The organism is Streptomyces sp. NPDC093089, from assembly GCF_044754405.1.
Taxonomy (GTDB): domain Bacteria; phylum Actinomycetota; class Actinomycetes; order Streptomycetales; family Streptomycetaceae; genus Streptomyces.
Map to the genome: position 1 here is coordinate 141362 of NZ_JBIVPA010000009.1, position 25601 is coordinate 166962.

Below are 25601 nucleotides of genomic sequence, written 5' to 3' on the forward strand. Positions count from 1 at the left end.
CGGCCGATCCGGCGCCGCCGACCGGTCGGACACCGGCCGGTGGGCCGCTGACCGATCAGGCGCCGGCCGATCCGGCCGCCACCGACGAGGAGTTGCTGCACCAGCCCGTCGGGTACTGGACCGGCCTCGCGCACCGGGCCGTCACCCGGCATCTGCGGGACGCCATGGCCCGGTTCGACGTCGCGCAGCCGCAGTACTGGGTGCTCAACGGCGTCGGCGGCGGGGCCGGGGCCCCGACCCGCGAGGAGGTCGTCGGCGGGCTGACCCCGCTCGCGGACGGACCGCACGAGATCGGCCGGGTCGTCGACCAGCTGCTCCACCGGGGGTGGCTGCAGGTCGACGCGGAGGGCCGCCTGCACCTCACCGAGGCCGGCGAGTCGGCCCGGGTGCACGTCCGCCGGCTGGTGACCGAGGTGCGGGCTGAGGTCCACGAGGGCATCGGGGACGACGAGTACATCGCCGCGCTCAAGGTGCTCCGCAGGATGATCGCCAACGTGGAGGGCGCCGCGCCCGAGGCCGCGGGGAGGCCGTGAGGAGGGCGGCCGGCCGCCGACCGTGAGGAGGCGGCCGGACCGCGCCGGGCCGTGGGACCGGCGGTCACCCCACCGGGACGCCCGCCTCCAGGTTGAGGACGGTGCCGCGTTCGCGGGCGCGGAGGGCCCAGCGGAGGCGGCGGTAGCGGACGGGTGGCAGGAGGTCGGCGGCCTCCTCCTCGGTGACGAAGCGCCAGTCGCGGAGTTCGGCGCCGGGGAGGCGGAGGCGCGCGGTGTCGTCGCCGCGGAGGGTGCCGCCGTCGAAGAGGAGGCGCAGGCCGCCGTAGCCGGGGGGCTCGGGGCGTTCCCAGTCGACGAGCAGCAGCCTGGGAACGGCGTCGAGTTCGAGACCGATCTCCTCGGCGACCTCGCGCATCCCGGCGCGGGCGGGCGGTTCGCCGGGTTCGACGACGCCGCCGGGGAACTCCCAGCCGGGCTTGTAGGTGGGGTCGACGAGCAGGAAGCGGTCCTGTTCGTCGAAGAGCAGGACTCCGGCCGCGAGGGTCTCGCCGGTCGGCTCCGGGGTCTGGACGATGCCGCAGGGGGCCGCACGGCCGGCCAGGACCGCGTCGGCGACGGTCCGGGCGGTCTCCGCCAGGGTGAGCTCCGAGGTGTCGACGGTGTACGCGTCGTCCGTGAGCCAGTCGAGGGCGGCCCGGTACGGCGGGAGGTGGGCGTGGCACCAGACGCGGACGCGGGCGTCGGCCTCGGGGTCCTCGTACTCGGTGCGGCCGTCGATCCGCTGCCGCAGGATCGTTTCCTCCGGGGCGAGCAGCACGTGCCGCACCTCGATGCGGCGGGCCGCCAGCCCGCCGAAGATCTCGTCGCGGTACTCCTGCCGGAGCAGGGTCATGGGGACGACCAGGACACCGCCGACCTCGGCGAGCAGCGCCGCCGCGGTGTCGACCACCAGGCGCCGCCAGATCGGCAGGTCCTGGAAGTCCTCGACCTCGGCGAGGCGCTTGGCCGGCAGCAGCCGGCTCATCGCCCCGCCGACGAGCTCGGGGTCGTACACATGGCTGTTCGGGATCAGATCGACCAGCTCACGCGCGGTGCTGGACTTCCCCGCGCCGAACGCACCGTTGATCCAGACGATCACGATTCCCCCTCATCGTCGGTAGCCCCCTGTGGCTTGCCCTCAACACCCTGCCACGGAAACCACGAACACACGTCCGAGCCCGGGCGTGACCCATCCGGGCAACCGTCGTTGACACCGTCGAGCACGAGGGGGTGCGGAGATGAGTCGTACGGTTCTCGAACGTTTCCCGGCCGGCGGTCCGCGGGGCAGCTGGCCGGCGGAGGAGTTCGCCGGCGCGCGGCGGGACGAGGGGGTGCCGGCCCGGGTCGTGATGGACCTGGAGTCCGACGCGTTCCTGGTGATCGTGGAGCAGCGCGCGCCGGAACGCGTACGGGAGTGACGGCGAGCCGGTACGGGAACGGGCGACGGCGAGCCGGTACGGGAACGGGCGACGGCCCGCGCGACGGCCGTGTCCCGTCGGCCGGCGGGCTCGGGAACCGCCGTCGGCGGCGGGCCTCGGAATCCGCTGTCGGCGGGAGGTCTCGGGATAGGCCGTCGACGACGGGCCTCAGGAACCGCCGCCGGCCCCCGGTGTCGTCACCCGGGCTTCCCCGCCACGTGCGCGCGTGGCGGCCGCCGCGGCGCCGAGGAGGCCCGCGTCGGTGCCGGTGAGGGCGGGGACGACGGTGAGGTCGCGGACGAAGGAGAGCGTGGCGTAGTCGCCGAGGCTGCGGCGGAGCGGGGCGAAGAGGACCTCGCCGGCGCCGGCGACCCCGCCGCCGACGACCGCGATGTCGATCTCGACGAGGGCCGCGGTGGCCGCGATGCCGGCGGCGAGCGCCTGGGCCGCGCGGGCGAAGGAGGCGACGGCGATCGGGTCCCCTGCGTGGGCGGCGGCGGCCACCGCGGCGGCGGAGACGTCGCCGTCGGGGCCGGGGAGCCAGCCGTTCTCCAGGGCTCGGCGGGCGAGGTGGGGGCCGCTGGCGATGCGTTCGACGCAGCCCCGCGCGCCGCAGGCGCAGGGGTCGCCGTCCAGGTCCACCGCGATGTGGCCGATGTGGCCGGCGTTTCCGGTGGGGCCCGGATGGACCCGGCCGCCCAGGACGAGGCCGCCGCCGACGCCCGTGGAGACCACGAGGCAGAGCGCGTTGTCGTGGCCCCGGGCCGCCCCCACCCAGTGCTCGGCCGCCGTCATGGCGACGCCGTCGCCGACGAGGGTGACGGGCCGTCCGCCGGTGATGCCGCGGACCCGCTCGACCAGCGGGAAGTCGCGCCAGCCGGGCACGTTCACCGGGCTGACGGTCCCCCGTGCGGCGTCGACCGGGCCCGCGCTCCCGATGCCGACGGCCCCGGCGGACTCCCACAGCGGCGAGGCGGCGAGGCCGGCGAGCACCTCCGCGACCGCGCGCATCACCGTCTCGCCGTCCTCACGCGCGGGCGTGGGCCGCTGGGACCGGAGCACGATCCGACCGGCGCCGTCGACCAGGGCCCCGGCGATCTTGGTGCCGCCGATGTCGAGCGCGACGACGAGGCCCTCGGCGAGGTCGGTGTGCATGAAGGCGGATTCTCCAGTCGGCGGCCGGGAACGGGAAGTGGTTCCGCCCAGTCTCCCTTGGCGTGACAACGTTGTCCAGGGCCTATGCTCGACCCGGGGACCGCGCGCCGGGACCCGCCCCGCCAGGAGCCGACGCGACCCGCCCCGCCCCGCCCCGCCAGGAACCGACCCGACACGACGGAGGAACCGCACACCGTGGCCGACATCGCCCGCCGCCCCGAGCCCCGCTACGGCAATCGGCCCACGATGAAGGACGTCGCCGCCCGCGCGGGGGTCGGTCTCAAGACGGTGTCCCGGGTGGTCAACGGCGAACCGGGGGTCACCCCCGACACCGAGCGCCGGGTGCGGGAGGCGATCGAGATACTCGGCTTCCGCCGCAACGACAGCGCGCGGGTGCTGCGCAAGGGCCGGACCGCGACCGTCGGGCTGGTCCTGGAAGACCTCGCCGACCCGTTCTACGGACCGCTCAGCCGGGCGGTCGAGGAGGTCGCGCGGGCGCACGGGGCCCTCCTCATCAACGGTTCGAGCGCCGAGGACCCTGAGCGCGAACAGGAGTTGGCGCTCGCGTTGTGCGCGCGCCGGGTCGACGGGCTCATCGTCATCCCCGCCGGCGACGACCACCGGTACCTGGAGCCGGAGATCAGGGCGGGCGTGGCCACGGTCTTCGTCGACCGGCCGGCCGGTCTCATCGACGCCGACGCCGTCCTCTCCGACAGTTTCGGCGGCGCGCGCGACGGCGTGGCCCACCTCATCGCCCACGGCCACCGGCGGATCGGCTTCATCGGCGACCGGCCCCGCATCCACACCTCGGCCGAACGACTGCGCGGCTACCGCGCGGCGATGGACGACGCGGGCCTGCCGGTCCGGGAGGAGTGGGTCTCGCTCGGCTCCACCGACCCCGTGCGGGTGAGCGCGGCGGTGCGGGAGCTGCTGGCCGCGCCGGAGCCGGTGACGGCGCTGTTCGCGGGCAACAACCGGGTCACCGTCACGGTGGTCCGCGCCCTCGCGGGACACCCGCGCCCGGTCGCCCTCGTCGGCTTCGACGACATCGAACTGGCCGACCTGCTCGGCGTGACGGTGGTCGCCCAGGACGCCGCCGCGCTGGGCCGCACGGCGGCGGAGCGGCTCTTCCGCCGCCTCGACGGCGCCGACGAGGCACCGGAACGCGTCGTCCTCGGCACCACCCTCCTCGCCCGCGGCTCGGGCGAGACCCCGCCGCCGACCGCCTGAGGCACCGGCGTCCCGGGCGGCGGCCGGTCCGCCGCCGCCCTCACCGGAGCACCCCGCCCTCAGCAGACGCGCAGGCCCACCACGGCGCCGCCGCCCGATCCCCCCGAGAGGTGGAGGACGCTGAGGTAGACGTTGGTGTTGCCGCTGTCGTCGTCGGTGCGGGCGAACCAGCGGCTGGTGCGGCCGCCGTACGACTCGGTGCGGTCGAGGTCGACCTGGCAGAAGAAGGTGTGCGGGCCAGCGCCGACGGTCCCCATCTCGCCGCCGTCGTAGCGGGTGGTCGTGGCGCTCCGGACGACCTGGCAGGTGGCGGAGGAGCCTGAGGCGACGCAGCCCGTGGCGGCGGGCGGCGGGGCCTCGGTGGTGGGCGCGGCCGTGACTCCGCCACCGGGGCCGCCGGCCGCGTCCGTGTCGCCCGTGGGCGCGGGGCCGCCGCCGGCCTTGCCCAGGGCCGTCGTACCCCCGGACGGGGGCCGCGTCCCCCCGCCGCCGGCCGCCGCGTCGCCGGAGGCCGTACCCGGGTCGGAGCCGCCGGCGGCCGCGTCCGTGCCGGGCTTCGCGCCCGGGGCGGACGGTCCCCCGGGGCTCGTCCCCGCGGACGGCGTCGCGGTGCCGCTCGACCGCCCGGGAGACGGTGTGCCGCTGGTACCGGGGGCGAGCACGCGCCCGGGGTCCCCGCCGGCGGCCGCGCCCTGCCCGCCGTCCCCCGAGGTGTCACCGGTCGCCCGGTTCCCGGTCCCGTGGTCCATGAGGGCGTACGTGACCCCGCCGCCGGCCAGCAGGACGGCGGCCACGGAGGCGGCCACCAGCACCGTCCCCCGGCGCGACCCCTCCCCCGCGCGCCGCGCGCCCCGCCGTCCCGCTCCGGGACCGCCGGAGGGCACGGTGGCGGGACCCGGCACCGGCTCGGATACGGGCACGGCCGGACCGAACGCCCCGCCGAGCGCGCCCGCACCCGCCGGCGGGGTGGGTGCGGGGGCCGGGTACGGGGTCTGCGCGGCGGCACCCGGATACGGCTCCACCGGGCTCGCACCGGGGTACGGCTGCGCGGGGCCCGGGTACGGATCGCCGAAGCCGGCGACCGGCGCGGCGGCCGCGGCCGCCTCCGTCCGCGGCTCCGGCTCCGGCTCCGGCCGTACGGGCTCCGCCTGCTCGGGCGCCGCGCCGGCCACCGCGTTCAGGAGCCGGGCGGCCTCGCGGGCCGTCGGGCGGGCGGCCGGGTCCTTGTCGAGGAGGCGGACGAGGACCGGGGCGAGGGGGCCCGCACGGTGGGGTTCCGGGAGGGGTTCGGTGACGATGGCCGCGAGCGTGGACCAGGTCGAGGCGCGGCGGAAGGCCGAGGTGCCCTCGACCGCCGCGTACAGGGTGGCGCCGAGGGCCCAGACGTCCGAGGCGGGGCCGGGGTCCTGCCCGCGGGCCCGCTCGGGGGCGAGGAAGTCGAGGGATCCGACGATCTCGCCGCTGCGGGTGAGGTGCGTCGCGGAGCCGTCGCCGGGGTCCTCCATGGTCGCGATACCGAAGTCGGTGAGGACGGTCCGCCCCGACCGGTCGAGGAGGATGTTGCCCGGCTTCACGTCCCGGTGCAGCACGCCGACGTCGTGCGCGGCGGCCAGCGCCTCCAGGACGCCGGCGCCGATCCGGGCGGCCTCGGCGGCGTCGACGGTGCCGCGCTCGCCGAGGACGTCGTCGAGGGAGGGCCCGTCGACGAGTTCCATGACGATGACGGGCCGGCCCTCGTGTTCGGTGACGTCGTGGACGGCGACCACTCCGGGGTGGCGGACCCGGGCGGCCGCGCGGGCCTCGCGGGTCATCCGCAGTTTCAGGTCGGCCAGTTCGGGCGCCGCCGCGTCCGTGTACGTGCGGAGTTCCTTGACGGCCACCTCGCGGCCGAGGACCTCGTCGACGGCCCTCCAGACGACTCCCATGCCCCCGCGCCCGAGTTGGCGCACGATTCTGTAGCGGCCGGCGAGCCGCTCGTTCTCCCCCGATGACACCGCTGCCCCGTCCCCCTGTCGAGCATGTGCGCGTGTGCGCGTGAACTCGTCAAGGGTACGGGGCAGTTGGCCGGATCGTGCCCCTTGCCTGATCTTCGTCCCTACTCGGCGGAGGCGGTGAGGTCGCCGCGGCGGGGTGCGGCGAAGCGGTCGAGGGCGGCGCGGGTCATACCGGTGAGGGCGTCGACCTCGGCGGTGTCGAGGGCGCCGCAGTCGATGCCGCGCAGCAGGTAGGAGCTGAGGGCCTTGGCGGTGGCCGGCTCGTCCATGACGTCGCCGCCGGCGTGGTTGGCGTACGCGGAGAGGCGCTTGGCGGCGGCCTCGAAGCCCTCGCGGTAGAAGGCGAAGACGGCGGCGTAGCGGGTGGGGATGTGGCCGGGGTGCATGTCCCAGCCCTGGTAGTAGGCGCGGGAGAGGGCGCGGCGGGTGAGGCCGTAGTGCAGGCGCCAGGCCTCGTGGACGTGCTCGGTGGAGCCGACCGGGAGGACGTTGGTGGAGCCGTCGGAGACGCGGACGCCGGTGCCGGCGGCGGCGACCTGCATGATCGCCTTGGCGTGGTCGGCGGCCGGGTGGTCGCTGGCCTGGTAGGCGGCGGAGACGCCGAGGCAGGCGCTGTAGTCGAAGGTGCCGTAGTGCAGGCCGGTGGCGCGGCCCTCGGCGGCGCCGATCATGCGGGCGACGGCGGCGGTGCCGTCGGTGGCCAGGATGGACTGGCTGGTCTCGATCTGGATCTCGAAGCCGAGGCGGCCGGCGTCGAGGCCGTGGGCCTTCTCGAAGGCCTCCAGGAGGCGGACGAAGGCGGAGACCTGCTCGGGGTAGGTCACCTTGGGGAGGGTGAGGACGAGGCCGTCGGGGAGGCCGCCGTTCTCCAGGATCCCGGTGAGGAAGACGTCGGTGGTGCGGATGCCCCGGTCACGCACGGCGGACTCCATGCACTTCATCCGGATGCCCATGTACGGGGCGGCCGTGCCGTTCGCGTACGCCTCGGAGATCAGGCGGGCGGCGCGGGCGGCGTCCTGGTCCTCGTCCTGGCCGGCGTACCCGTCCTCGAAGTCGACCCGGAGGTCCTCGATCGGTTCGCGCTCCAGCTTGGCCCGTACGCGGCCGTAGACGTCCTCGGCGAGGTCGTCGGCGAGGCCTAGGACGGCGGCGAAGGAGGCGGCGTCGGGGGCGTGCTCGTCGAGGGCGGCGAGGGCCTGGTCACCCCAGGAGCGGATGGTTCCGGCGTCGAAGACGTTGCCGGGGACGTAGACGGTGTGGACGGGCTGGCGGGTGCCGGGGTCGCCCGGGTAGCGGCGGTCCAGCTCGGCGTCCACCGCGGCGAGGGAGGCGCTGATGCCCTCGCTGACCGCGCCCGCGAGACTCGTCGACACCTTCTCCTGCTGACCCATCCTGCATCCTCCTGTTTTCCGCTTCACGGAATCAACAATCCGTATAGCGAAGTTAGTAGGCCGTCGGGACCTGCGTCAATGGTTGTCCGAAACGACCGGGGGCCGCACGGCGACAGATCGCCGTGCGGCCCCCGGGCCGAACAGAACCGCAGGTCAGCCCTTGCGGGTCTTGACCTCTTCGGTGAGCTGCGGGACGACGTCGAAGAGGTCGCCCACCACGCCGTAGTCGACGAGGTCGAAGATCGGCGCCTCGGCGTCCTTGTTGATCGCGATGATCGTCTTCGAGGTCTGCATGCCCGCGCGGTGCTGGATCGCGCCGGAGATGCCGGAGGCGATGTACAGCTGCGGCGAGACCGACTTGCCGGTCTGGCCGACCTGGTTGGAGTGCGGGTACCAGCCGGCGTCGACCGCGGCGCGCGAGGCGCCCACGGCGGCACCGAGCGAGTCGGCGAGCGCCTCGATGATCGCGAAGTTCTCGGCGCCGTTGACGCCGCGGCCGCCGGAGACCACGATCGCGGCCTCGGTCAGCTCCGGGCGGCCGGTCGACTCGCGCGGGGTGCGCGAGGTGACCTTGGTGCCGGTGGCCAGGGCGCCGAAGGAGACCGCGAGGGCCTCCACCGCGCCGGCGGCCGGGGCTGCCTCGACGGGGGCCGAGTTCGGCTTGACCGTGATGACCGGGGTGCCCTGGGAGACACGGGACTTGGTGGTGAAGGAGGCGGCGAACGCGGACTGCGTCGCGACCGGGCCCTCGTCACCGGCCTCCAGGTCCACGGCGTCGGTGATGATGCCGGAGCCGATGCGGACCGCGAGGCGGGCCGCGATCTCCTTGTTCTCGGCGGAGGACGGCACCAGCACGGCGGCGAGGGAGCCGCCGGCGGACACAGTCTCGTAGGCGGCCTGAAGGGCGTCGACCTTCGGGACGACGAGGTAGTCGGCGAACTCGGGGGCGTCGGCCGTGAGGACCTTCACCGCGCCGTGCTCGGCGAGCACGGCGGCGGTGTCGGCGGCGCCGTTGCCCAGCGCGACGGCGACCGGCTCGCCGAGGCGGCGGGCGAGGGTGAGCAGCTCCAGGGTGGGCTTGCGGACGGCTCCGTCGACGTGGTCGACGTAGACGAGAATCTCAGCCATGGGACTTCAATCTCCTGCGAACGAAAGGGGCGGTCTGAGGGGCTCGCGCGAGCCTTAGATGAACTTCTGGCCCGCGAGGAACTCGGCCAGCTGCTTGCCGCCCTCGCCCTCGTCCTTGACGATCGTGCCCGCGGTGCGCGCCGGACGCTCGGCGGCGGAGTCGACGGCGGTCCACGCGCCGGCCAGGCCGACCTCGTCCGCGTCGATGTCCAGGTCGTCCAGCTCCAGGGACTGAACCGGCTTCTTCTTGGCGGCCATGATGCCCTTGAAGGACGGGTAGCGCGCCTCGCCCGACTGGTCGGTCACCGACACGACGGCCGGCAGGGAGGCCTCCAGCTGCTCGGAGGCGGAGTCGCCGTCACGGCGGCCGGTGACCTTGCCGTCCTCGATCTTGACCTCGGACAGCAGCGTGACCTGCGGGACGCCCAGGCGCTCGGCGAGGATGGCCGGCAGGACGCCCATGGTGCCGTCGGTGGACGCCATGCCGGCGATGACCACGTCGTAGCCGGTCTTCTCGATCGCCTTGGCCAGCACGAGCGAGGTGCCCATCACGTCGGTGCCGTGCAGGTCGTCGTCCTCGACGTGGACGGCCTTGTCCGCGCCCATGGAGAGCGCCTTGCGCAGCGCGTCCTTGGCGTCCTCGGGGCCGACCGTGAGCACGGTGACCTCGGCGTCGTCCGCCTCCTCGGCGATCTGCAGCGCCTGCTCCACCGCGTACTCGTCGAGCTCCGACAGCAGGCCGTCGACGTCGTCGCGGTCGACCGTCAGGTCATCGGCGAACTTCCGGTCCCCGGTCGCGTCGGGCACGTACTTCACACAGACAACGATCCTCAAGCTCACGCCGGCTCTCCTACTGCATCGTGATAACTGGGCTGCCTTGTTGCTCGCAGCATAGGCGCCTGAAGGGCGGGTTTCCGGTCGGGGCGCCGCACGCCTCGACCGGAATATTACTCGTCAGTACACCCAGTTCGTGACCATTGAGCAAGCGCTCAGGCGTGTGATCTGCCCAACGCGCGGGGAGCAGCCCGTACGGGAACCCTCAGTCGCGCAGCGCGTTGAAGCGGCCGTGGTGGTACAGCAGCGGACGGCCCGCCCCGTCGGGGTCGCCGGCGACCGCCTGCGCGATCACGATCCGGTGGTCACCGGCCGGCACCCGGGCCACGACACGGCACACCAGCCAGGCGAGGACACCGTCGAGCACCGGCACGCCCTCCGGGCCCAGGCTCCAGCGGGTGTCCCCGCCGAACCGGTCGGCACCGCTGCGGGCGAAGGTGGAGGCGAGCTCCTGCTGGTGCTCGCCGAGTATGTGCACGCCGATGAACTCGGCCTCGGAGACCACGGGCCAGCTGGAGGAGGAGGTGCCCACGCCGAAGGAGACCAGCGGCGGGTCGGCGGCGACCGAGTTGAGCGAGGTCGCGGTGAAGCCGACGGGGCGCTCGCCGTGCGCGGTGATCACCGCCACACCGGCGGCGTGCCTGCGGAAGACGGAGCGGAGCAGATCGGAAGAGGCCTGCCGGGGTGCGCCGATCGTGGGAACGGCACGGAGCTCGGGCGAAACCGTCATGGAATTGTCCTTCTGCGAGGGCGGCATGAGAGGAGTCCCGGGGTGGTCAGACACCCGGACAGCGCGCACTCGCGGTGCGGGCCAGGTCTACATGGACGCGGCCGTAGAGAAGGAGTTCTATGGGCACCCCGCCAGGGTGACGATCGTTGCCGGGTGCAGTCAAGTGCGTACCGCAATATGGGAGAAGCATCACCGCGCCGGATGAGGCAGGGTTTCGCGCCACGCGGCGCGCCACGCGCCACGCGCCGAAACGTCCCGTGTCGGCGTGTCGGCGCACCCCGCCTCGGCGTGCCAGTGGATCCCGTGTCGGCGTGTCGGCGTGTCCCGCCCGGTGTGGCGCGGCGTCAGACCGCTTGACCCAGCGCGGCGATGACGTCCACTCGGCGGGGTTGGCCGGAGGCACGCCGAACGACGCGGCCGGTCGCGTCGAGGACCAGCACGGTGGGGGTCCGGGCGATGTCCAGGGCGCGGACGAGGTCGAGCCGCTCCTCCGCGTCGATCTCCACGTGCCCCACGCCGGGCACCATCGCGGCGACCTCGGCGAGGGTGCGGCGGGTGGCCCGGCAGGGCTGGCAGAAGGCGGTGGAGAACTGGACGAGCGTGGCCCGCTCCCCCAGTTCGGCACCGAGCACGTCCGGCCCCAGGATCTCGCCCATCGCTCTTCCCTTCCGTCCCTGTCTCCCGGTGCAGCGTCGCACGAGGGGTGTTCGATTCCCGCCACGGCCACCGCGAGTGACGAGAATCTCCCTGTACGAAGCCGCCTGGACTGGTCACGGGGCCTCACATGCGGCACGATCTGCCCAAAGCCGAAAACCTACGGCCGCGTAACTTCGCCGGGAGAACCCGCTCCGGGCACACGAAGAAGAGGTTCCTCTCCGATGGCAGAACTCGTCTATCGACCGGTCGTCGGCGCCGCACTCACCCTGTTCAAGGCGCTCGACCTGAAGATCGACACCCAGGGTTCGGAGCACATCCCCCGGACGGGAGGTGCCGTGCTCGTGAGCAACCACATCAGCTACCTGGACTTCATCTTCACCGGCCTCGCGGCCCTGCCGCAGAAGCGTCTGGTCCGCTTCATGGCGAAGGACTCGGTCTTCCGGCACAAGGTCTCGGGCCCGCTCATGCGCGGCATGAAGCACATCCCCGTCGACCGCTCGCAGGGCGAGCACGCCTACCAGCACGCCCTGGAGTCCCTGCGGGCCGGAGAGATCGTCGGCGTCTTCCCCGAGGCGACCATCTCCCAGTCGTTCACGCTCAAGGGCTTCAAGACGGGCGCGGCGCGCCTCGCGCAGGAGGCGGGCGTGCCGCTGATCCCGATGGCGCTGTGGGGCACCCAGCGGCTCTGGACGAAGGGCCAGCCGCGGAACTTCAAGCGCAGCCACATCCCGGTCACGATCCGCGTCGGCGAGCCCGTGGAGGCCCCCGCCGACCAGTACGCCGGCGCCATCACCCGGCGGCTGCGCGAGCGCGTCCAGGAGCTCCTGGAAGCCGCCCAGCGGGCCTACCCCGTGCGCTCCAAGGACGCGAGCGACACCTGGTGGATCCCCGCCCACCTCGGCGGTACGGCTCCGACGCCGGAGCAGGTCAAGGCCGCCGAGAAGTAGCACCCCCAGGACCACGGGGTCCGGCCTCCGTCGGGCCCGGGGTCAGAGTTCCGTCGGGAGCGTCCGCCAGAGGTGCGGGCGGTCCTCGGCGGCCTTCAGCACGTCCAGGACGGCCGGATGCGGCTCGGGGTGGAGTTCCGGGTAGTCCACCTCGCCGAACTCCGGCCGCACGGTCCAGGCGAGCCGCTCCTCCCCCAGCGAGAACCGGGCGTCGACGCCCGGCTTGTTGCCGCGCGCGTCCTGGCGGGCCCAGACCTCCTCGCCCGGCAGCAGGACGGCGACGAGGCCGTGGACGACCGGCGCGGAGCCGTCGTCGTCGGCGAGCCGCTGGTAGCAGAGGGCGGCCGGGATGCCCCGGGCGCGCAGCAGCGCGGCGTACGCGATCGACTTGGCGTAGCAGATCCCGGTGCGCCGCTCCAGGACGTCGGAGGCGCGCCAGGTGACGCGGAGGTCCCCGGAGTCGGCGGAGTGCGGGATGGTGTCCCGTACGAAGACGAAGGCGGCTTCGGCGTATGAGTATGCGTCGGGGTGGTCGACGGAGATCCGGTCGACCGCACTCCGGACCAGCGGGTGGTCATGGTCGACGGCCTCGCTCGCCGCGAGGTACGCCTGGATGTCGGGGTCCAGCTGGATGAGTTCCATGCGGGGCGACCTTATGAAAACGGCCGGACGGAGTCAATGACTTTCCGTCCGGCCGTATATTCATACATTGACTCGGGTTACCGGGCCAGTTCTTCCTTCAGGGCCTGGAGGAAGGCGTCGACGTCGTCCTCCGTGGTGTCGAAGGCGCACATCCAGCGGACGTCGCCGGCCTTCTCGTCCCAGAAGTAGAAGCGGAAGCGTTCCTGCAACCGCCTGGTCACCTCGTGCGGGAGGCGGGCGAAGACCGCGTTGGCCTGCACCGGGTAGAGGATCTCCACGCCGTCGACCTCGCGCACCCCGGCCGCGAGGCGCTGGGCCATCGCGTTGGCGTGGCGGGCGTTGCGCAGCCAGAGGTCCTTCGCCAGGAGCGCCTCCAGCTGCACCGACACGAAGCGCATCTTCGACGCCAGCTGCATGGACAGCTTGCGCAGGTGCTTCATGTGGCTGACCGCGTCGGGGTTGAGGACGACGACGGCCTCGCCGAAGAGCATGCCGTTCTTCGTGCCGCCGTACGAGATCACGTCCACGCCCACGGCGTTGGTGAACGCGCGCATCGGCACGTCGAGCGACGCGGCCGCGTTGGCTATCCGGGCGCCGTCGAGGTGCACCTTCATGCCCATGGAGTGGGCGTGCTCGACGATCGCGCGGATCTCCTCGACCGTGTACACGGTGCCCAGCTCGGTGTTCTGGGTGATCGAGACGACCTGCGGCATCGCGCGGTGCTCGTCCTCCCAGCCCCAGGCCTGCCGGTCGATCAGCTCGGGGGTGAGCTTGCCGTCCGGCGTGGGCACGGTGAGCAGCTTGAGGCCGCCCATGCGCTCGGGCGCGCCGCCCTCGTCCACGTTGATGTGCGCGGACTCGGCGCAGATCACGGCGCCCCAGCGGTCGGTGAGCGCCTGGAGGGCGGTCACGTTGGCCCCGGTGCCGTTGAAGACCGGGAAGGCCTCGGCGGTGGGTCCGAAGTGACTGTGCATGATCCGCTGGAGGTGCTCGGTGTACTGGTCCTCGCCGTAGGCGACCTGGTGGCCGTCGTTGGCGAGGGCGAGGGCGGCGAGCACCTCCGGGTGGGCGCCGGCGTAGTTGTCGCTGGCGAAGCCCCGGACCGACGGGTCGTGGTGCCGACGTGCGTCGGTCCTGGGGCCGAGTGCCGCTGTCACGGCTTGGGGGTCAGCCACAGACGCTGTCCATTCACTTCCTGGGCGGGCCTGTCCCACAGGCCGGCGATCTCGTCGGCCAGGTCCTTGACGTCGGTGAAGCCCGCGAACTTCGCGTTGGGGCGTTCGGCGCGCATGGCGTCGTGCACCAATGCCTTGATCACCAGGATCGCAGCAGCCGCCTGCGGGCCGTCGTCGCCCCCCAGCTTGCGGAACGAGTCCGCCATCGCGAGGGTCCAGGCCTCGGCGGCCGCCTTGCCGGCGTTGTACGCGGCGTTGTTGGCGAGCGGCTTGTGCGCACCGACCTGGCTGATCAGCGCGTAGCGGCCGCGGCCGCCGGCGCGCAGCAGGCCGTCGTGGAAGGCCAGCGAGGTGTGCTGGACGGTGCGGATCAGGAGCTTCTCCAGGAAGTCCCAGTCCCCGAGGTCCGTCTCGGTGAAGGAGGCGCTGCCGCGCCAGCCGCCGACGAGGTGGACCAGGCCGTCGATCCGGCCGAACTCCTTCTCGGTCTTCGCCGCCCAGTCGCGGGTGGCGTCGAGGTCGAGGAGGTCGACGGTGTCGCCGATGACCTTGGCTCCGCCGTGCGCGTAGCGGGCGGCGTCGACGGCCTCGGCGAGGCGGGCCGGGTCGGCGTCCGACCCGACGACGGTCGCGCCCGCCTCGGCGAGGCGGATCAGCGTCGCGCGGCCCGCGGGGCCGGCCGCGCCGGCGACCGCGATGACGGCGCCGTCGAGCGGCCCGCCGTTTCCGTTGGCGTTCATGGGCGACGTGTCCTCCGTGTGCTCGGTGAGGTCGCTCACGCGGCGGCCCGCTCGGTGCTCGGGACGTCGGCGGCGGTGATCCCCTTGGTGTCGGCGATCACGCCCTTCAGCTTCTTGGAGAGGGCCTCAAAGAACATGCTGAGCGGAAACTCGTCCGGAAGCACGTCGTCGACCAGCTTGCGCGGCGGGAGGGAGAGGTCCAGGGCGTCGGGGCCCTTGGCCCACTTGGATCCCGGGTGCGGGGCCAGGTAGGCGGAGACGAACTCGTACGCCTTGAACCAGTGGACCAGCTTCGGGCGGTCGATGCCCTCGCGGTACAGGGTCTCGATCTCGGAGCAGAGGCGGTTGGTGACCTCGGGCGCCCGCTCCCAGTCGATGGTGAGGATGTTGTCCGTCCAGCGCACCACGTCGTTCTTGTGGAGGTACGCGAAGAGGAGCTGGCCGCCGAGACCGTCGTAGTTGCGGTTGCGGTCGCCGGTGAGCGGGAAGCGGAACATGCGGTCGAAGAGGACCGCGTACTGCACGTCGCGGCCGTGCGCGTTGCCCTCGGCCTCCAGCTTCACGGCCTCCTTGAAGGCGGTGAGGTCGCAGCGGAGCTCCTCGAGGCCGTACATCCAGAACGGCTGGCGCTGCTTGATCATGAAGGGGTCGAACGGCAGGTCGCCGCGGCTGTGGGCGCGGTCGTGGACCAGGTCCCAGAGCGCGAAGGCCTGCTGGCAGCGCTGCTGGTCGCCGAGCATGACGGCGATGTCCTCGGGCAGCTTGATGCCGAGGGTGTCGACGGCGGCCTCGGTGACCTTGCGGAAGCGCGCGGCCTCGCGGTCGCAGAAGATGCCGCCCCAGGTGAAGCGCTCGGGGACCTCGCGGACGGCGACGGTCTCCGGGAAGAGGACGGCCGAGTTGGTGTCGTACCCGGCGGTGAAGTCCTCGAAGGTGATGCCGCAGAAGCCGGGGTTGTCGTAGCGGGTGCGCTCCAGCTCGGAGAGCCACTCCGGCCAGACCATGCGCAGCACGACGGCCTCGAAGTTGCGGTCCGGGTTGCCGTTCTGCGTGTACATCGGGAAGAGCACGAGGTGCTGGAGCCCGTCGGCGCGACCGGCGGCCGGGTGGAACTCCATGAGGGAGTCCAGGAAGTCCGGCACGGTGAAGCCGCTCTCGACCCACTTGCGCAGGTCGGAGACGAGCGCGCGGTGGTAGGCCGCGTCGTGCGGGACCAGCGGGGAGAGCTGCTCGACCGCGGCGACGAGGCGGTCGACGGTCAGCTCGACGAGGGAGCGGGCGGGCGCGCCCTCGGCTCCGAAGTCGACGGAACCGTCCGCGCTCTGCCAGCCGCGGAACTCCTCGACCGCATTCTTGAGCTCGACCCAGGCCGGGTGGTCGATCACCCGGGCGTCGGTGGCTATGCCCCCACCGGTCACGTCCTGCACAAGAATTTCCGTCATGCCTCTTCCTCCACAGGAGAACCTCGCGTTAAGACACCGTAACCGTCGATGGTTCTTCACCACAAGAGGAGCCAAGAGAAATTATCCTGTGCGACCCCCCTGGCGACAGAAGTTTTTCCTGTCGACAGGGGAGGAATCGAAGCTTCCGCCGGACGGATCAGTTCAGCGGCTTCACCAGCAGCTCGAACTCCAGGTCGTCGCGCTGGGGCACGCCGAAGCGCTCGTCGCCGTACGGGAACGGGGTCGTCCGCCCCGTCCGCCGGTAGCCGCGCCGCTCGTACCAGGCGATGAGCTCCTCGCGCACGGAGATCACCGTCATCTGCATCTCGCGCACGTCCCACAGCTCGCGCGCCCGGCGCTCGGCCTCCGCGATGATCTGCTTGCCGAGGCCGCCGCCCTGGAGCTCCGGGCGGACCGCGAACATGCCGAAGTAGGCGACCTCGCCGCGGTGCTCCAGCTGGCAGCAGGCGATGACCTCGCCGTCGCGCTCCACGACCACGAGCCGGCTGCCGGGGGTCGTGATGACGGCGGCGACGCCCTCGGGGTCGGTGCGCTGCCCCTGGAGGATGTCCGCCTCCGTGGTCCACCCGCCGCGGCTCGAGTCGCCCCGGTAGGCCGACTCGACGAGCGGCACCAGCACGGGGACGTCGTCGAGCACCGCCTCCCGGTAGCTGATCCGGCCGGTCTCCTGGGACGTGACGGTGTCCATACGGGCGGGGTTCCCTTCGGGCGCGCTGACGATGGCGGACGCCGACGATCGGCGTGCGCGTCGGGCGTCGTGCGTCGGGCGCGCGCGATCGAAGAGCGATCGCCCCGAGCCTAACGCGCGCTCCTCCCACTCCCCCCTCGTACATCCGTGCGCGCCCGTGCGCCCGCGTGTGGGGCGCGGGAGGCGGGCATGCCTTCTCGGACGGGACGGCGTCGAGGGGGAGGTGTGCCGTGCACGGACCGGCTCTGTCCGGGTGGCTGCTGGTCGTGCTCTGCGCGGCGACGGGCCTGTCCTGCCTGCTGCGGATGCGCGCGTCCGGCGGGGACGAGCGGCGGACCGCCGGCGGCGAGGCGGTCATGGGCTTCGGGATGGCGGTGATGGCCCTGCCCGCCGCCGTCCTCACCCCGCCCGGCTGGAGCTGGACGGTGTACGCGGCGGTGTTCGGCGCCGCGACGCTGCACGCGCTCACGGCGATCCGGCGCGGCGGCCACCACCTGCACCATCTGATCGGCTCGCTCGCGATGCTCTACATGGCGGTGGCGATGGCGGCCCCGGGCTCCCCGGGGGCGCACGCGGGGCACTCGGCGGCCGTGACGGGCCCGGTCGGCGGCATACCCGCCCTCACGGGCGCCCTGCTCCTCTACTACGTCGGCTACGTGCTGCGCGCGGGGACGCGACTCGTCCCGGTGGCGGCGGTCGCCCGAGGCCCCGGTCCGGCCTGGGCGGCCCGACCGGAGCTGGCGCTCGCGTGCCGGCTGGCGATGGCCCTCGGCATGCTGGCCATGCTCGTGACGCTGTGAGGCCCGGGGAGCGGCCCGCGCGACCGTCCGCCGCACGCAACGAAACCGTGGCGTACGTCACTTGGCCTCCGAGCCCATACCCCCGACCCGTACCGCGCTCATAGGCTGACTCCATGTGGGTCTCCCTCGCGCTGCTCCTGCTCGGCCTCCTGACCGCCCTCGCCGCCCCGCGGCTGCTGTCCCGGGCCGACTGGGTGGAGCGAGAACCCGTGGTGGCCCTGTGGGTGTGGCAGTGCGTGGTCGCCGGGGTGCTCCTCAGCTTCGCGCTCTCCATGACGCTCAGCGCCTCGACCGCCTGGCAGGCCGTCCGGGGACAGCTCTTCGCGCCCGCGCCCCGCGCGGTGGTCGACGCGTACGAACTCGGCACGAGCGGGCCCTGGTCCGCCGTGCTCGCGGTCGTCCTGGCGGCGGGCGGGCTGTGGTCCGGGGCCATGCTGGGGCGCGAGATCGGCGCCGCCCGCGCCCGGCGCAGGCAGCACCGCCGCGACCTCCTCGTCCGCTCGCCCCTGTTGCCCGGGGAGCGGCCGGGCAGCGAGCGGCTCGTCGTCCTGGAGGGCGAGCGGGCGGACGCCTGGTGGATGGCGGGCCCCACGCCCCGGCTCGTCATCACCACCGCGGCGCTGCGGCGGTTGAAGGGCCGGCAGCTGGACGCGGTCCTCGCCCACGAGCAGGGGCACGCCCGGGCCCGGCACGACTGGCTGCTGAACTGCTCGGCGGCGCTGGCCGGCGGGTTCCCCGGGGTCCCGGTCTTCACCGCGTTCCGCGAGGAGATGCACCGCCTGGTGGAACTGGCCGCCGACGACGTCGCCTCGCGCCGGTTCGGCCGCCTGACGATCGCCCTCGCCCTCGTCGAACTCAACGAGGACCGCGGGGTGTTCGGCCCCGGTTCCGCCCCGGAGGCGGATCTCCCGCAGCGGGTGAACCGGCTCCTGACCGCGGCGCCCCGGCTCACGGCCGGCCGCCGGCTGCGACTGACGGCCGCCGCCTCGCTCGTGCCCGTCGTCCCGGTGCTCGTCGCCTTTGTCCCGGCACTCAGCGCGCTCGGCTAGTGCTGTGGCCGGAAAGGTCTGCCGGTTCGCGGCGTCCGGTGCACGGGGCCTCCCCAGGCCCGCCAGGGCCGAGGGGACGCGTCGCAAGGCGGAGGGCCGCGGCTCGTACTGTGGACTACTTGCGCGGTCCGACAGCGCGGCGAGGTGCCGCGCCGGGCGTCGTGAGGCGGTGAACCCTTCCGGCCACAGCACCAGGCGCCGGGCGGCACGACGACCGGCCGCGGCCGGCACCTCGACGGACGGCGGCGCGCGGGAAGCGCACGGACGGTCACGCAGGAGGGTTCGTCGGGCAGGATCGGCGCATGCGCACCTCCGCCGCGGTCTCCGGGGTCCTGGCCGCCCTCCTCCTCGTGCTCGTCGCCGTCGACTGGCCGCCGCTGACGGCCTTCGACCGCTCGATCGCCGAGGCGCTCCACCGCAGCGCCCTGGCCCACCCCGGGTTCACCCGGCTCAACCGGGTGCTCAGCGACTGGCCGTGGGACCCGTGGACGATGCGCGCCCTGGCCGCCGCCACCGCGGCGCTGCTCTGGTGGCGGCGGGAGCGGCGGGCGGCGCTGTGGGTGGCCGGGACGACGCTGCTGGCCGCCGGTCTCCAGCAGATGCTGAAGTCGCTGGTGGGGAGGGAGCGTCCGCAGTGGCCCGACCCGGTCGACTCGGCCCGGTACGCGGCCTTCCCGTCCGGCCACGCGATGACGGCGACGGTGGCCTGCGGGCTGATGCTCTGGGTGCTCGCGGTGCGCTGGCCGGAGGGCCGGCGCGGCTGGGGCACGCTCGCGGGCGCGGCGGTGCTCTCGGTGCTCGGGGCGGGGTGGACGCGGGTCTACCTGGGCGTGCACTGGCCCACGGACGTCCTCGGGGGGTGGCTCATCGGCTGGTGCTGCGTGTGCGTGGCCGTGCTGACGTACCGGTGGAGCGAGCGGCGGCCGCGGCGGCCCTCACCCGGGGCGGCCGGCGGGGACGTGCCGGGGAGCAGAAGGGGAGGAAAGCGATGAAGCCGTCTGTTCTGGACGATCCCCCGTGTCGCCCAGAACAGACGGCAGCCCGGACGGCCCGCCACGCGGGCATGCCGACCGGATGCGCCGAGTATATTGGCTGGCAGCCAGTCAACGCAGGAGCCCAGCATGTCCCCGCGTAGCCCATCGGTCAATGAAGAGCTCCGACGCAGGTCGCGGGAGCGCATTCTGCAGGCCACCGTGGACCTGGTCGACACGAACGGCTACGAGGCGACCACGCTCGGCGACATAGCGGAGCGGGCCGGCACGGCACGCGGGTTGATCTCGTACTACTTCCCCGGCAAGCGCGAGCTTCTCCAGTCGGCGGTGCACCGACTGATGCACCGCACCCTGGAGGCGGGCCTGGAGCGCGAGCCGCGCACGGAGGACGGGCGGGAGCGGCTGGCCCGCGCGATCGACGCGATCCTGGGGCTCACGACGTCGCACCCGACGCTCATGCGCACGCACATGGCGGGCATCCTCCAGGCCGAGGGCTTCGTGCAGTGCCAGGAGCAGCAGCGCCTCGCGTTCCTGCTGCGGGACACGGTCACGCGGTACGGCTCGCCGGACGTGGACACCGACTACCCGCTGCTGCGCGCCCTGTTGATGGGCACGGTCGTGGCGGTGCTGCTCCCGGGCGCTCCGATGCCCCTCGCGCGGCTGCGCGCGGAGCTGTTCCACCGCTACGGCCTCGACTGGGACATGGGGGTGCCGCCGGACGGGGGTCCGCCCGGCGGCACGCAGACGCCCGGCTCCTCAGCCGGCCGTCACGATCCGCTTCAGTCGTCGAAGTCGAAGTAGTCCGGCTGCGTCTGGACGTTGAGTTCGTCCATCCGGATCCGCCGGGCGGGGTCGGTACGGGGGTCGGAGAGCTTCAGGACGTCGAAGCCCTTGGCCATGTCGTTCGAGTAGATGTACCCGTTGTAGTAGTACGCGGACCACGAGCCGCCCGAGGCGATCGTGGTCGCGGAGATCGGACCGCGCTCGAAGTAGGCGATCTCCTTCGGCTTGGCCGAGTCGGTGAAGTCCCAGACGGAGATGCCGCCCTGGTACCAGGCCTGGACCATGATGTCCTTGCCCTTGACCGGGATCAGCGAGCCGTTGTGGGCGACGCAGTTCTCGGTGTCGGCCTGGTGGCGCGGGATCTTGAAGTAGCTGCGGAAGACGAGCTTGCGGTTCTTGCCCTTGCCGGTGATGTCGTAGATGCCGTCGGCACCGCGGTTCGGGCCGACCACGGCGTTGCAGGTGGCCGCGCCGCCGCCGCCGAGCTCGTCGGTGAAGACGACCTTGTTCGCCTTCTGGTTGAAGGTCGCCGAGTGCCAGAACGCGAAGTTCACGTTGTCCTGGACCCGGTCGATCACGCGCGGGTGCTCGGGGTCCTCGATGTCGAAGAGGATGCCGTCGCCCATGCACGCGCCGGCCGCGAGGTCCTTCTCGGGGAGCACGGTGATGTCGTGGCAGCCGGTGGTCTTGGAGACGCCCGGGTTGGTGGGGCCGCCCGGGTTGCCGCCGCCGTCCGGTCCCTCGCCCGGGAAGAGGACGGGGAAGTTGACGACGGCCGCCTGCTCGGGCGCCTTGCGGGGCACCTTGATGACCGAGATGCCGTCGTGCGGGGGCTGGCAGTCCGGGAAGGCGGCGTTGGGCGAGTACGAGGAGACGTAGACGTAGACGTCCTTGCGCTTCGGCACCAGCGTGTGGGTGTGCGAGCCGCAGCTGGTCTCGACGGCGGCGACGTACTTCGGGTCGGCGATGTCGCTGATGTCGAAGATCTTCATGCCCTCCCAGGATTCCTTGACCGAGGCGGGCTGCGTGGTGCTGGCGCAGGAGTTGTCGCTGCGGGAGGAGTCCGTGGACAGGAAGAGGAGGTTCCCGGAGACCGAGATGTCGTTCTGGGAGCCCGGGCACAGGACCTGGGCGACGGTCTTCGGTTCCTTGGGGTTGCTGATGTCGAAGATCCGGAAGCCGTCGTAGTTGCCGGCGAACGCGTACTTGCCCTGGAAGGCGAGGTCCGAGTTGGTGCCCTTGAGGGCGTCCTTGGGGATGTTGGCGAGGTGCTCGATGTTCTGGCTGTGGACGATCTCGTCCACGCCGGGTATCTCTCCGCTCTGGATGGCGGCGCGCGCGTCGGCCGCCTGCTCCGAGGAGACCGTGCCCTGGACCGGCGCGTCCCCGGGGTCGGGTGTGGCGGCCGCGGGGCCGACCGCCAGCAGTGCGGCCAGGAGTCCGGCCGCGGCGGATGCCACGCCCAGGCGTCTCATCCGTGCACGAGGGTTTCGCGTGTCCGGCGCGGTACGCGGCGTACGCAACGAAGTCACTCTGTCCTCCCTTGTAGCCGTTCGGCATTGAACAGGTACTGGACCCCGGCAGTATCCGCCTTGCCGTGCACATATCAACAGATGGCAACGCAGACGTAATGAAGGTTTCTGATCGGCCCTCCCGAGAAAAGTGCTAGGAACGGTCCAACTGCCCGTAAGAACAGCTGGAGGTCGTGTTGTTGATCCGCCGTCAGCGTGTCGTCGCCGCCGTGGCCCTGGCCGCCGCCGTACTCGCCCTGGCCGCCTGCGAGTCGGGGTCCGACTCGGCCGCGCCACAGGCCAAGGGCTCCTCGGGCACCTCGGTGGTGGCGCCGGGCAAGCCCGGCGAACCGGCCCGGCGGATCTCCCCCGAGGAGGCCGCCCGACTGCTGCCCGACGACAGCCCCAACAGCGCGGACTTCCGCTATGCGCAGATGATGATCGCCCACCACCGGCAGGCACTGACGATGACGGCCCTCGTCCCGCAGCGGGCGGGTTCCCCCCGGGTCAAGAAGGTGGCCGAGCGGATCGCGGCGGCCCAGCAGCCGGAGATCGGCGCGATGGAGGGTTGGCTGAAAAACAACGGTGGCCCGCGCCCGCAGGGCGGTCACGACCATCACTCGATGCCGGGCATGGCGACCGAGGCCCAACTGGCGGAGCTGCGCAGCGCGAAGGGCAAGGTCTTCGACGACCTGTTCCTGAAGCTCATGATCACGCACCACGAGGGCGCCGTGACGATGGCGGCCGAGGTCCTGACCGACGGCAACAACGTCCTCGTGGAGGAGATGGCCAACGACGTGATCGCCCAGCAGACCTCGGAGATCAACCGGATGCGATCCCTGTAGGGACGGCCCGGACCAGCTGCGGATCCGGCGGGAAGGCCGCCGGGGCGGGCCGCGGCGCGACCACCGACGGGACCGCCGGGCAAGGGTGCGGCACGGGCGTCAGGCCGCCCCGCCCCCACCCCCGTGCCCGTCCTCGTCGTCGCGCCCGGCCTGGGCGCCGGCCGCCGCCAGGACGGCGTCGAGGAGGCCGGGGAAGAGGGCGTCCAGGTCGTCCGCGCGCAGGGCGTTGAGCTTGGCCGTGCCGCGGTACACCTGCCGGATCACGCCACTCTCGCGCAGTACCCGGAAGTGGTGCGTGGTCGTCGACTTGGTCACCGGGAGGTCGAAGTACGAGCAGCTCAGCTCCGCGCCCTCGCGCGCCATGTCCCGCACGATCCGCAGGCGCACCGGGTCCGCGAGCGCGTGCAGCACCACTTCGAGGCGGATCTGCTGGCGCTCGGGGTGTTCGAGGGCGCGGGGGCTGGTCGTGGTCGTCACGGCGGCGGCTCCACTTCATCCGGGATGACGCCCATTGTACGAGACCTCTCGTAGTTTGACAGGTGCCGTACTACGATGCGTATCGTACGAGCGTCTTCGAGGCACCCAGAAACGGAGTCCGTCATGAGCGTCGCCCTGTTCCGGCCCTACACCCTGCGTTCGCTGACCGTGCCCAACCGCGCCTGGATGGCGCCGATGTGCCAGTACTCCGCGGAGATGACCGGGCCGAACACGGGCGTCGCCGGCGACTGGCACTTCGCCCACTACGCCGCCCGCGCCACCGGCGGCGCGGGACTGATCCTCGTCGAGGCGACCGCCGTCGCCCCCGAGGGCCGGATCAGCCCCGCGGACCTCGGCCTCTGGAACGACGCCCAGACCGAGGGCCTCCGGCGGATCGCCGGGTTCCTCAAGGAGCACGGCACCGTGCCCGGCATCCAGATCGGGCACGCCGGGCGCAAGGCCTCGACCAACCGCCCCTGGGAGGGCCGCGGCCCCGTGGCGCCGGACGGACCCGGCTGGCAGCCCGTCGCCCCCAGCCCGGTCGAGTTCGCCGAGGGCTACCCGGTGCCGACCGAGCTCACCGTCGAGCGGATCAGGGAGATCACCGGCCAGTTCGCGGACGCGGCCCGCCGGGCCCTGGACGCGGGCTTCGAGGTCGTCGAGGTGCACGGCGCCCACGGCTACCTCATCGGCGAGTTCCTCTCCCCGCACAGCAACCACCGCACGGACGCCTACGGCGGCTCCTTCGAGAACCGCACCCGGCTCGCCCTGGAGGTCGTCGACGCCGTGCGGGCCGTGTGGCCCGAGGAACTGCCCGTCTTCTTCCGCATCTCCGCCACCGACTGGCTGGAGGAGCAGGGCTGGACGATCGACGAGACCGTGCGCTTCGCCGCACTCCTGCGCGAGCACGGCGTCGACCTCCTCGACGTGTCCAGCGGCGGCAACGGCGGACCGGCCGACATCCCGGTCGGCCCCGGCTACCAGGTGCCCTTCGCCGCCCGCGTCAAGGCGGAGACCGGGCTTCCGGTGGCCGCCGTCGGCCTGATCACCGAGAGCGGGCAGGCGGAGAAGATCCTCGCCAACGGCGAGGCCGACGCGGTCCTCCTCGGCCGCGAACTGCTGCGCGACGCCTCCTGGCCCCGCCGCGCCGCCCGCGAGCTCGGCGCCGAGACGCACGCCCCGGCCCCGTACGCCTGGGCGATCTGACCGCCCGGGCACCGCGCCCCGCCCCGGGCACCCCGGCGCCGGGTGTGTCCGGAGGGCGTTGTCAGTGGGCGGGTGCAGACTGGCCACTGTCCGAGACAACGGCGTCCTGGAGGTGGCAGCCATGCCCGACGTACTCCTCACCGTAGGCACCCGCAAGGGCCTCTTCATCGGCCGCAGGCACGACGGCCGATGGGAGTTCGACGATCCCGAGTTCCCCGCCCAGGCCGTCTACTCGGTCGCCATCGACACCCGGCGGCCGACCCCGCGCCTGCTCGTGGGCGGGGACAGCGCCCACTGGGGACCCTCCGTCTTCCACTCCGACGACCTCGGCAGGAGCTGGACCGAACCGGCCCGGCCCGCCGTGAAGTTCCCCGAAAACACCGGCGCCTCACTGGAGCGGGTCTGGCAGCTGCACCCGGCACCGGAGCACTCCCCCGGCGTCGTGTACGCGGGGACGGAGCCGGCCGCGCTCTTCCGGTCTGGCGACGGCGGGGAGTCGTTCGAGCTCGTCCGCCCCCTCTGGGAGCACCCCACCCGCTCGAAGTGGGTGCCCGGCGGTGGCGGCGAGGCCGTCCACACCGTCGTCACCGACCCGCGCGACCCGGACGCGCTGACCGTCGCCGTGTCCACCGCGGGCGTCTTCCGCTCCCGCGACGGCGGCGCCGCCTGGGCGCCCTCCAACCAGGGGGTGTCCGCCGTCTTCCTCCCCGACCCCGACCCGGAGTTCGGCCAGTGCGTCCACAAGATCGCCCAGGACGCGGGCGACAAGGACCGGCTCTACCTCCAGAACCACTGGGGCGTCTTCCGCAGCGACGACGCGGGCGCCCACTGGACCGACATCGGCTCGGGCCTGCCCTCCGACTTCGGCTTCGCGGTAGCCGCCCACCCCCACCGCCCCGACACGGCCTACGTCTTCCCCATCACGGCCGACTCCGACCGCGTCCCCGCCGGCCGACGCTGCCGCGTCTACCGCACCACCGACGCCGGATCCACCTGGGAACCGCTGACCCGGGGCCTGCCCGAGGGCGACCACTACGGCACGGTCCTGCGCGACGCCCTCTGCACGGACGACGCGGACCCCGCGGGCGTCTACTTCGGCAACCGGAACGGCGAGGTCTACGCCAGCGCCGACGACGGGGACACCTGGCAGCTCCTCGCCGAGCACCTCCCCGACGTCCTCTGCGTACGGGCGGCGGTCGTCTGAGACACCCCG

Annotated in this window: 26 protein-coding genes; 11 read left to right on the forward strand and 15 right to left on the reverse strand. The window is 73.0% G+C overall.

Going from position 1 to position 25601, the window contains the following annotated elements; genetic code table 11:
- The first annotated feature begins 47 nt into the window (after positions 1 to 47).
- Positions 48 to 533: a MarR family winged helix-turn-helix transcriptional regulator gene (locus ACIQFX_RS22085; protein WP_402466532.1), complete on the forward strand. Its 486-nt coding sequence runs from the start codon at positions 48 to 50 to the stop codon at positions 531 to 533.
- A 64-nt stretch (positions 534 to 597) separates the two neighbouring features.
- Here the strand turns inward: ACIQFX_RS22085 and ACIQFX_RS22090 are convergent, their stop codons facing one another.
- Complete coding sequence (locus ACIQFX_RS22090) at positions 598 to 1632, reverse strand: NUDIX domain-containing protein (RefSeq protein ID WP_402465932.1); 1035 nt, start codon at positions 1630 to 1632, stop codon at positions 598 to 600.
- 139 nt (positions 1633 to 1771) lie between these two features.
- On the opposite strand from ACIQFX_RS22090, the gene ACIQFX_RS22095 reads away from it, so the two are divergent.
- Entirely contained in the window at positions 1772 to 1951 is a 180-nt protein-coding gene (locus tag ACIQFX_RS22095; RefSeq protein ID WP_402465934.1) for a hypothetical protein, read from the forward strand.
- Positions 1952 to 2119: 168 nt separating this feature from the next.
- Here the strand turns inward: ACIQFX_RS22095 and ACIQFX_RS22100 are convergent, their stop codons facing one another.
- The gene (locus ACIQFX_RS22100) at positions 2120 to 3106 is read right to left on the reverse strand and encodes an ROK family protein (protein WP_402465937.1); all 987 of its coding nucleotides are present in this window, start codon (positions 3104 to 3106) and stop codon (positions 2120 to 2122) included.
- Positions 3107 to 3301: 195 nt separating this feature from the next.
- Here ACIQFX_RS22100 and ACIQFX_RS22105 point away from each other — a divergent pair, with 195 nt between their 5' ends.
- Positions 3302 to 4336 carry a LacI family DNA-binding transcriptional regulator gene (locus ACIQFX_RS22105; RefSeq protein WP_402465939.1) on the forward strand — a complete coding sequence of 345 codons (1035 nt, stop codon included), beginning with the start codon at positions 3302 to 3304 and terminating at the stop codon, positions 4334 to 4336.
- A gap of 59 nt (positions 4337 to 4395) precedes the next feature.
- Here ACIQFX_RS22105 and ACIQFX_RS22110 read toward each other — a convergent pair whose 3' ends face one another.
- The 6 genes from ACIQFX_RS22110 to ACIQFX_RS22135 all read right to left on the reverse strand — a co-directional run bounded on the left by ACIQFX_RS22110 (position 4396) and on the right by ACIQFX_RS22135 (position 11069).
- On the reverse strand, positions 4396 to 6330 hold the full coding sequence (locus ACIQFX_RS22110; protein ID WP_402465941.1) for a protein kinase: 1935 nt from the start codon (positions 6328 to 6330) through the stop codon (positions 4396 to 4398).
- A 101-nt stretch (positions 6331 to 6431) separates the two neighbouring features.
- Entirely contained in the window at positions 6432 to 7721 is a 1290-nt protein-coding gene (locus ACIQFX_RS22115; protein ID WP_402465943.1) for a DUF6986 family protein, read from the reverse strand.
- 153 nt (positions 7722 to 7874) lie between these two features.
- Positions 7875 to 8849 carry an electron transfer flavoprotein subunit alpha/FixB family protein gene (locus tag ACIQFX_RS22120; protein ID WP_402465945.1) on the reverse strand — a complete coding sequence of 325 codons (975 nt, stop codon included), beginning with the start codon at positions 8847 to 8849 and terminating at the stop codon, positions 7875 to 7877.
- A gap of 54 nt (positions 8850 to 8903) precedes the next feature.
- Positions 8904 to 9689, reverse strand: coding sequence for an electron transfer flavoprotein subunit beta/FixA family protein (locus ACIQFX_RS22125; RefSeq protein WP_402465947.1), 786 nt, complete (start codon positions 9687 to 9689; stop codon positions 8904 to 8906).
- Between the two features lie 199 nt (positions 9690 to 9888).
- Positions 9889 to 10413 carry a flavin reductase family protein gene (locus tag ACIQFX_RS22130; protein WP_376488330.1) on the reverse strand — a complete coding sequence of 175 codons (525 nt, stop codon included), beginning with the start codon at positions 10411 to 10413 and terminating at the stop codon, positions 9889 to 9891.
- A 344-nt stretch (positions 10414 to 10757) separates the two neighbouring features.
- On the reverse strand, positions 10758 to 11069 hold the full coding sequence (locus tag ACIQFX_RS22135) for a TlpA family protein disulfide reductase (protein ID WP_402465951.1): 312 nt from the start codon (positions 11067 to 11069) through the stop codon (positions 10758 to 10760).
- Between the two features lie 222 nt (positions 11070 to 11291).
- Here ACIQFX_RS22135 and ACIQFX_RS22140 point away from each other — a divergent pair, with 222 nt between their 5' ends.
- Positions 11292 to 12017, forward strand: coding sequence for a lysophospholipid acyltransferase family protein (locus ACIQFX_RS22140; protein WP_376488331.1), 726 nt, complete (start codon positions 11292 to 11294; stop codon positions 12015 to 12017).
- Between the two features lie 42 nt (positions 12018 to 12059).
- Here the strand turns inward: ACIQFX_RS22140 and ACIQFX_RS22145 are convergent, their stop codons facing one another.
- From ACIQFX_RS22145 to ACIQFX_RS22165, 5 genes are all read right to left on the reverse strand, one after another.
- Positions 12060 to 12659: a transglutaminase family protein gene (locus ACIQFX_RS22145; protein WP_402465955.1), complete on the reverse strand. Its 600-nt coding sequence runs from the start codon at positions 12657 to 12659 to the stop codon at positions 12060 to 12062.
- Between the two features lie 77 nt (positions 12660 to 12736).
- A complete protein-coding gene (locus ACIQFX_RS22150) occupies positions 12737 to 13816 on the reverse strand; it encodes a threonine aldolase family protein (RefSeq protein WP_402465957.1) in 1080 nt (359 codons plus the stop codon).
- Positions 13813 to 14574: an SDR family NAD(P)-dependent oxidoreductase gene (locus tag ACIQFX_RS22155; protein ID WP_376488334.1), complete on the reverse strand. Its 762-nt coding sequence runs from the start codon at positions 14572 to 14574 to the stop codon at positions 13813 to 13815. Before ACIQFX_RS22155 ends, ACIQFX_RS22150 begins: the two co-directional genes overlap by 4 nt.
- 35 nt (positions 14575 to 14609) lie before the next feature.
- On the reverse strand, positions 14610 to 16016 hold the full coding sequence (locus ACIQFX_RS22160) for a DUF6421 family protein (protein ID WP_402465959.1): 1407 nt from the start codon (positions 16014 to 16016) through the stop codon (positions 14610 to 14612).
- 157 nt (positions 16017 to 16173) lie between these two features.
- Entirely contained in the window at positions 16174 to 16725 is a 552-nt protein-coding gene (locus tag ACIQFX_RS22165; RefSeq protein ID WP_402465961.1) for a GNAT family N-acetyltransferase, read from the reverse strand.
- Between the two features lie 230 nt (positions 16726 to 16955).
- On the opposite strand from ACIQFX_RS22165, the gene ACIQFX_RS22170 reads away from it, so the two are divergent.
- From ACIQFX_RS22170 to ACIQFX_RS22185, 4 genes are all read left to right on the forward strand, one after another.
- Complete coding sequence (locus ACIQFX_RS22170) at positions 16956 to 17525, forward strand: DUF5134 domain-containing protein (protein WP_402465964.1); 570 nt, start codon at positions 16956 to 16958, stop codon at positions 17523 to 17525.
- A 113-nt stretch (positions 17526 to 17638) separates the two neighbouring features.
- Positions 17639 to 18574: a M56 family metallopeptidase gene (locus tag ACIQFX_RS22175; RefSeq protein WP_402465967.1), complete on the forward strand. Its 936-nt coding sequence runs from the start codon at positions 17639 to 17641 to the stop codon at positions 18572 to 18574.
- Between the two features lie 302 nt (positions 18575 to 18876).
- Positions 18877 to 19566 (forward strand): phosphatase PAP2 family protein, encoded by a 690-nt coding sequence (locus ACIQFX_RS22180; protein ID WP_402465970.1) that lies wholly within the window; start codon positions 18877 to 18879, stop codon positions 19564 to 19566.
- Positions 19567 to 19695: 129 nt separating this feature from the next.
- Entirely contained in the window at positions 19696 to 20367 is a 672-nt protein-coding gene (locus tag ACIQFX_RS22185; RefSeq protein WP_402465972.1) for a TetR/AcrR family transcriptional regulator, read from the forward strand.
- Here the strand turns inward: ACIQFX_RS22185 and ACIQFX_RS22190 are convergent.
- The gene (locus ACIQFX_RS22190) at positions 20346 to 21824 is read right to left on the reverse strand and encodes an LVIVD repeat-containing protein (RefSeq protein ID WP_402465975.1); all 1479 of its coding nucleotides are present in this window, start codon (positions 21822 to 21824) and stop codon (positions 20346 to 20348) included. The genes ACIQFX_RS22185 and ACIQFX_RS22190 overlap by 22 nt on opposite strands.
- 236 nt (positions 21825 to 22060) lie before the next feature.
- Here ACIQFX_RS22190 and ACIQFX_RS22195 point away from each other — a divergent pair, with 236 nt between their 5' ends.
- A complete protein-coding gene (locus ACIQFX_RS22195) occupies positions 22061 to 22705 on the forward strand; it encodes a DUF305 domain-containing protein (RefSeq protein ID WP_402465978.1) in 645 nt (214 codons plus the stop codon).
- A gap of 99 nt (positions 22706 to 22804) precedes the next feature.
- On the opposite strand, the gene ACIQFX_RS22200 is transcribed toward ACIQFX_RS22195, so the two are convergent.
- Entirely contained in the window at positions 22805 to 23182 is a 378-nt protein-coding gene (locus ACIQFX_RS22200) for an ArsR/SmtB family transcription factor (protein ID WP_402465981.1), read from the reverse strand.
- A 123-nt stretch (positions 23183 to 23305) separates the two neighbouring features.
- On the opposite strand from ACIQFX_RS22200, the gene ACIQFX_RS22205 reads away from it, so the two are divergent.
- Together ACIQFX_RS22205 and ACIQFX_RS22210 are read left to right on the forward strand one after the other, a co-directional pair.
- Positions 23306 to 24388: an NADH:flavin oxidoreductase/NADH oxidase gene (locus ACIQFX_RS22205; protein ID WP_402465985.1), complete on the forward strand. Its 1083-nt coding sequence runs from the start codon at positions 23306 to 23308 to the stop codon at positions 24386 to 24388.
- Positions 24389 to 24509: 121 nt separating this feature from the next.
- A complete protein-coding gene (locus ACIQFX_RS22210) occupies positions 24510 to 25592 on the forward strand; it encodes a WD40/YVTN/BNR-like repeat-containing protein (protein ID WP_402465988.1) in 1083 nt (360 codons plus the stop codon).
- Positions 25593 to 25601: the final 9 nt, after the last annotated feature.

Coding starts and splice junctions, on each gene's coding strand:
- ACIQFX_RS22095 (WP_402465934.1), top strand. CDS start 1,772: ATGAGTCGTACGGTTCTCGAACGTTTCCCGGCCGGCGGTCCGCGGGGC.
- ACIQFX_RS22100 (WP_402465937.1), bottom strand. CDS start 3,106: ATGCACACCGACCTCGCCGAGGGCCTCGTCGTCGCGCTCGACATCGGC.
- ACIQFX_RS22115 (WP_402465943.1), bottom strand. CDS start 7,721: ATGGGTCAGCAGGAGAAGGTGTCGACGAGTCTCGCGGGCGCGGTCAGC.
- ACIQFX_RS22120 (WP_402465945.1), bottom strand. CDS start 8,849: ATGGCTGAGATTCTCGTCTACGTCGACCACGTCGACGGAGCCGTCCGC.
- ACIQFX_RS22130 (WP_376488330.1), bottom strand. CDS start 10,413: ATGACGGTTTCGCCCGAGCTCCGTGCCGTTCCCACGATCGGCGCACCC.
- ACIQFX_RS22135 (WP_402465951.1), bottom strand. CDS start 11,069: ATGGGCGAGATCCTGGGGCCGGACGTGCTCGGTGCCGAACTGGGGGAG.
- ACIQFX_RS22140 (WP_376488331.1), top strand. CDS start 11,292: ATGGCAGAACTCGTCTATCGACCGGTCGTCGGCGCCGCACTCACCCTG.
- ACIQFX_RS22145 (WP_402465955.1), bottom strand. CDS start 12,659: ATGGAACTCATCCAGCTGGACCCCGACATCCAGGCGTACCTCGCGGCG.
- ACIQFX_RS22155 (WP_376488334.1), bottom strand. CDS start 14,574: ATGAACGCCAACGGAAACGGCGGGCCGCTCGACGGCGCCGTCATCGCG.
- ACIQFX_RS22160 (WP_402465959.1), bottom strand. CDS start 16,016: ATGACGGAAATTCTTGTGCAGGACGTGACCGGTGGGGGCATAGCCACC.
- ACIQFX_RS22165 (WP_402465961.1), bottom strand. CDS start 16,725: ATGGACACCGTCACGTCCCAGGAGACCGGCCGGATCAGCTACCGGGAG.
- ACIQFX_RS22175 (WP_402465967.1), top strand. CDS start 17,639: ATGTGGGTCTCCCTCGCGCTGCTCCTGCTCGGCCTCCTGACCGCCCTC.
- ACIQFX_RS22180 (WP_402465970.1), top strand. CDS start 18,877: ATGCGCACCTCCGCCGCGGTCTCCGGGGTCCTGGCCGCCCTCCTCCTC.
- ACIQFX_RS22185 (WP_402465972.1), top strand. CDS start 19,696: ATGTCCCCGCGTAGCCCATCGGTCAATGAAGAGCTCCGACGCAGGTCG.
- ACIQFX_RS22190 (WP_402465975.1), bottom strand. CDS start 21,824: ATGAGACGCCTGGGCGTGGCATCCGCCGCGGCCGGACTCCTGGCCGCA.
- ACIQFX_RS22205 (WP_402465985.1), top strand. CDS start 23,306: ATGAGCGTCGCCCTGTTCCGGCCCTACACCCTGCGTTCGCTGACCGTG.
- ACIQFX_RS22210 (WP_402465988.1), top strand. CDS start 24,510: ATGCCCGACGTACTCCTCACCGTAGGCACCCGCAAGGGCCTCTTCATC.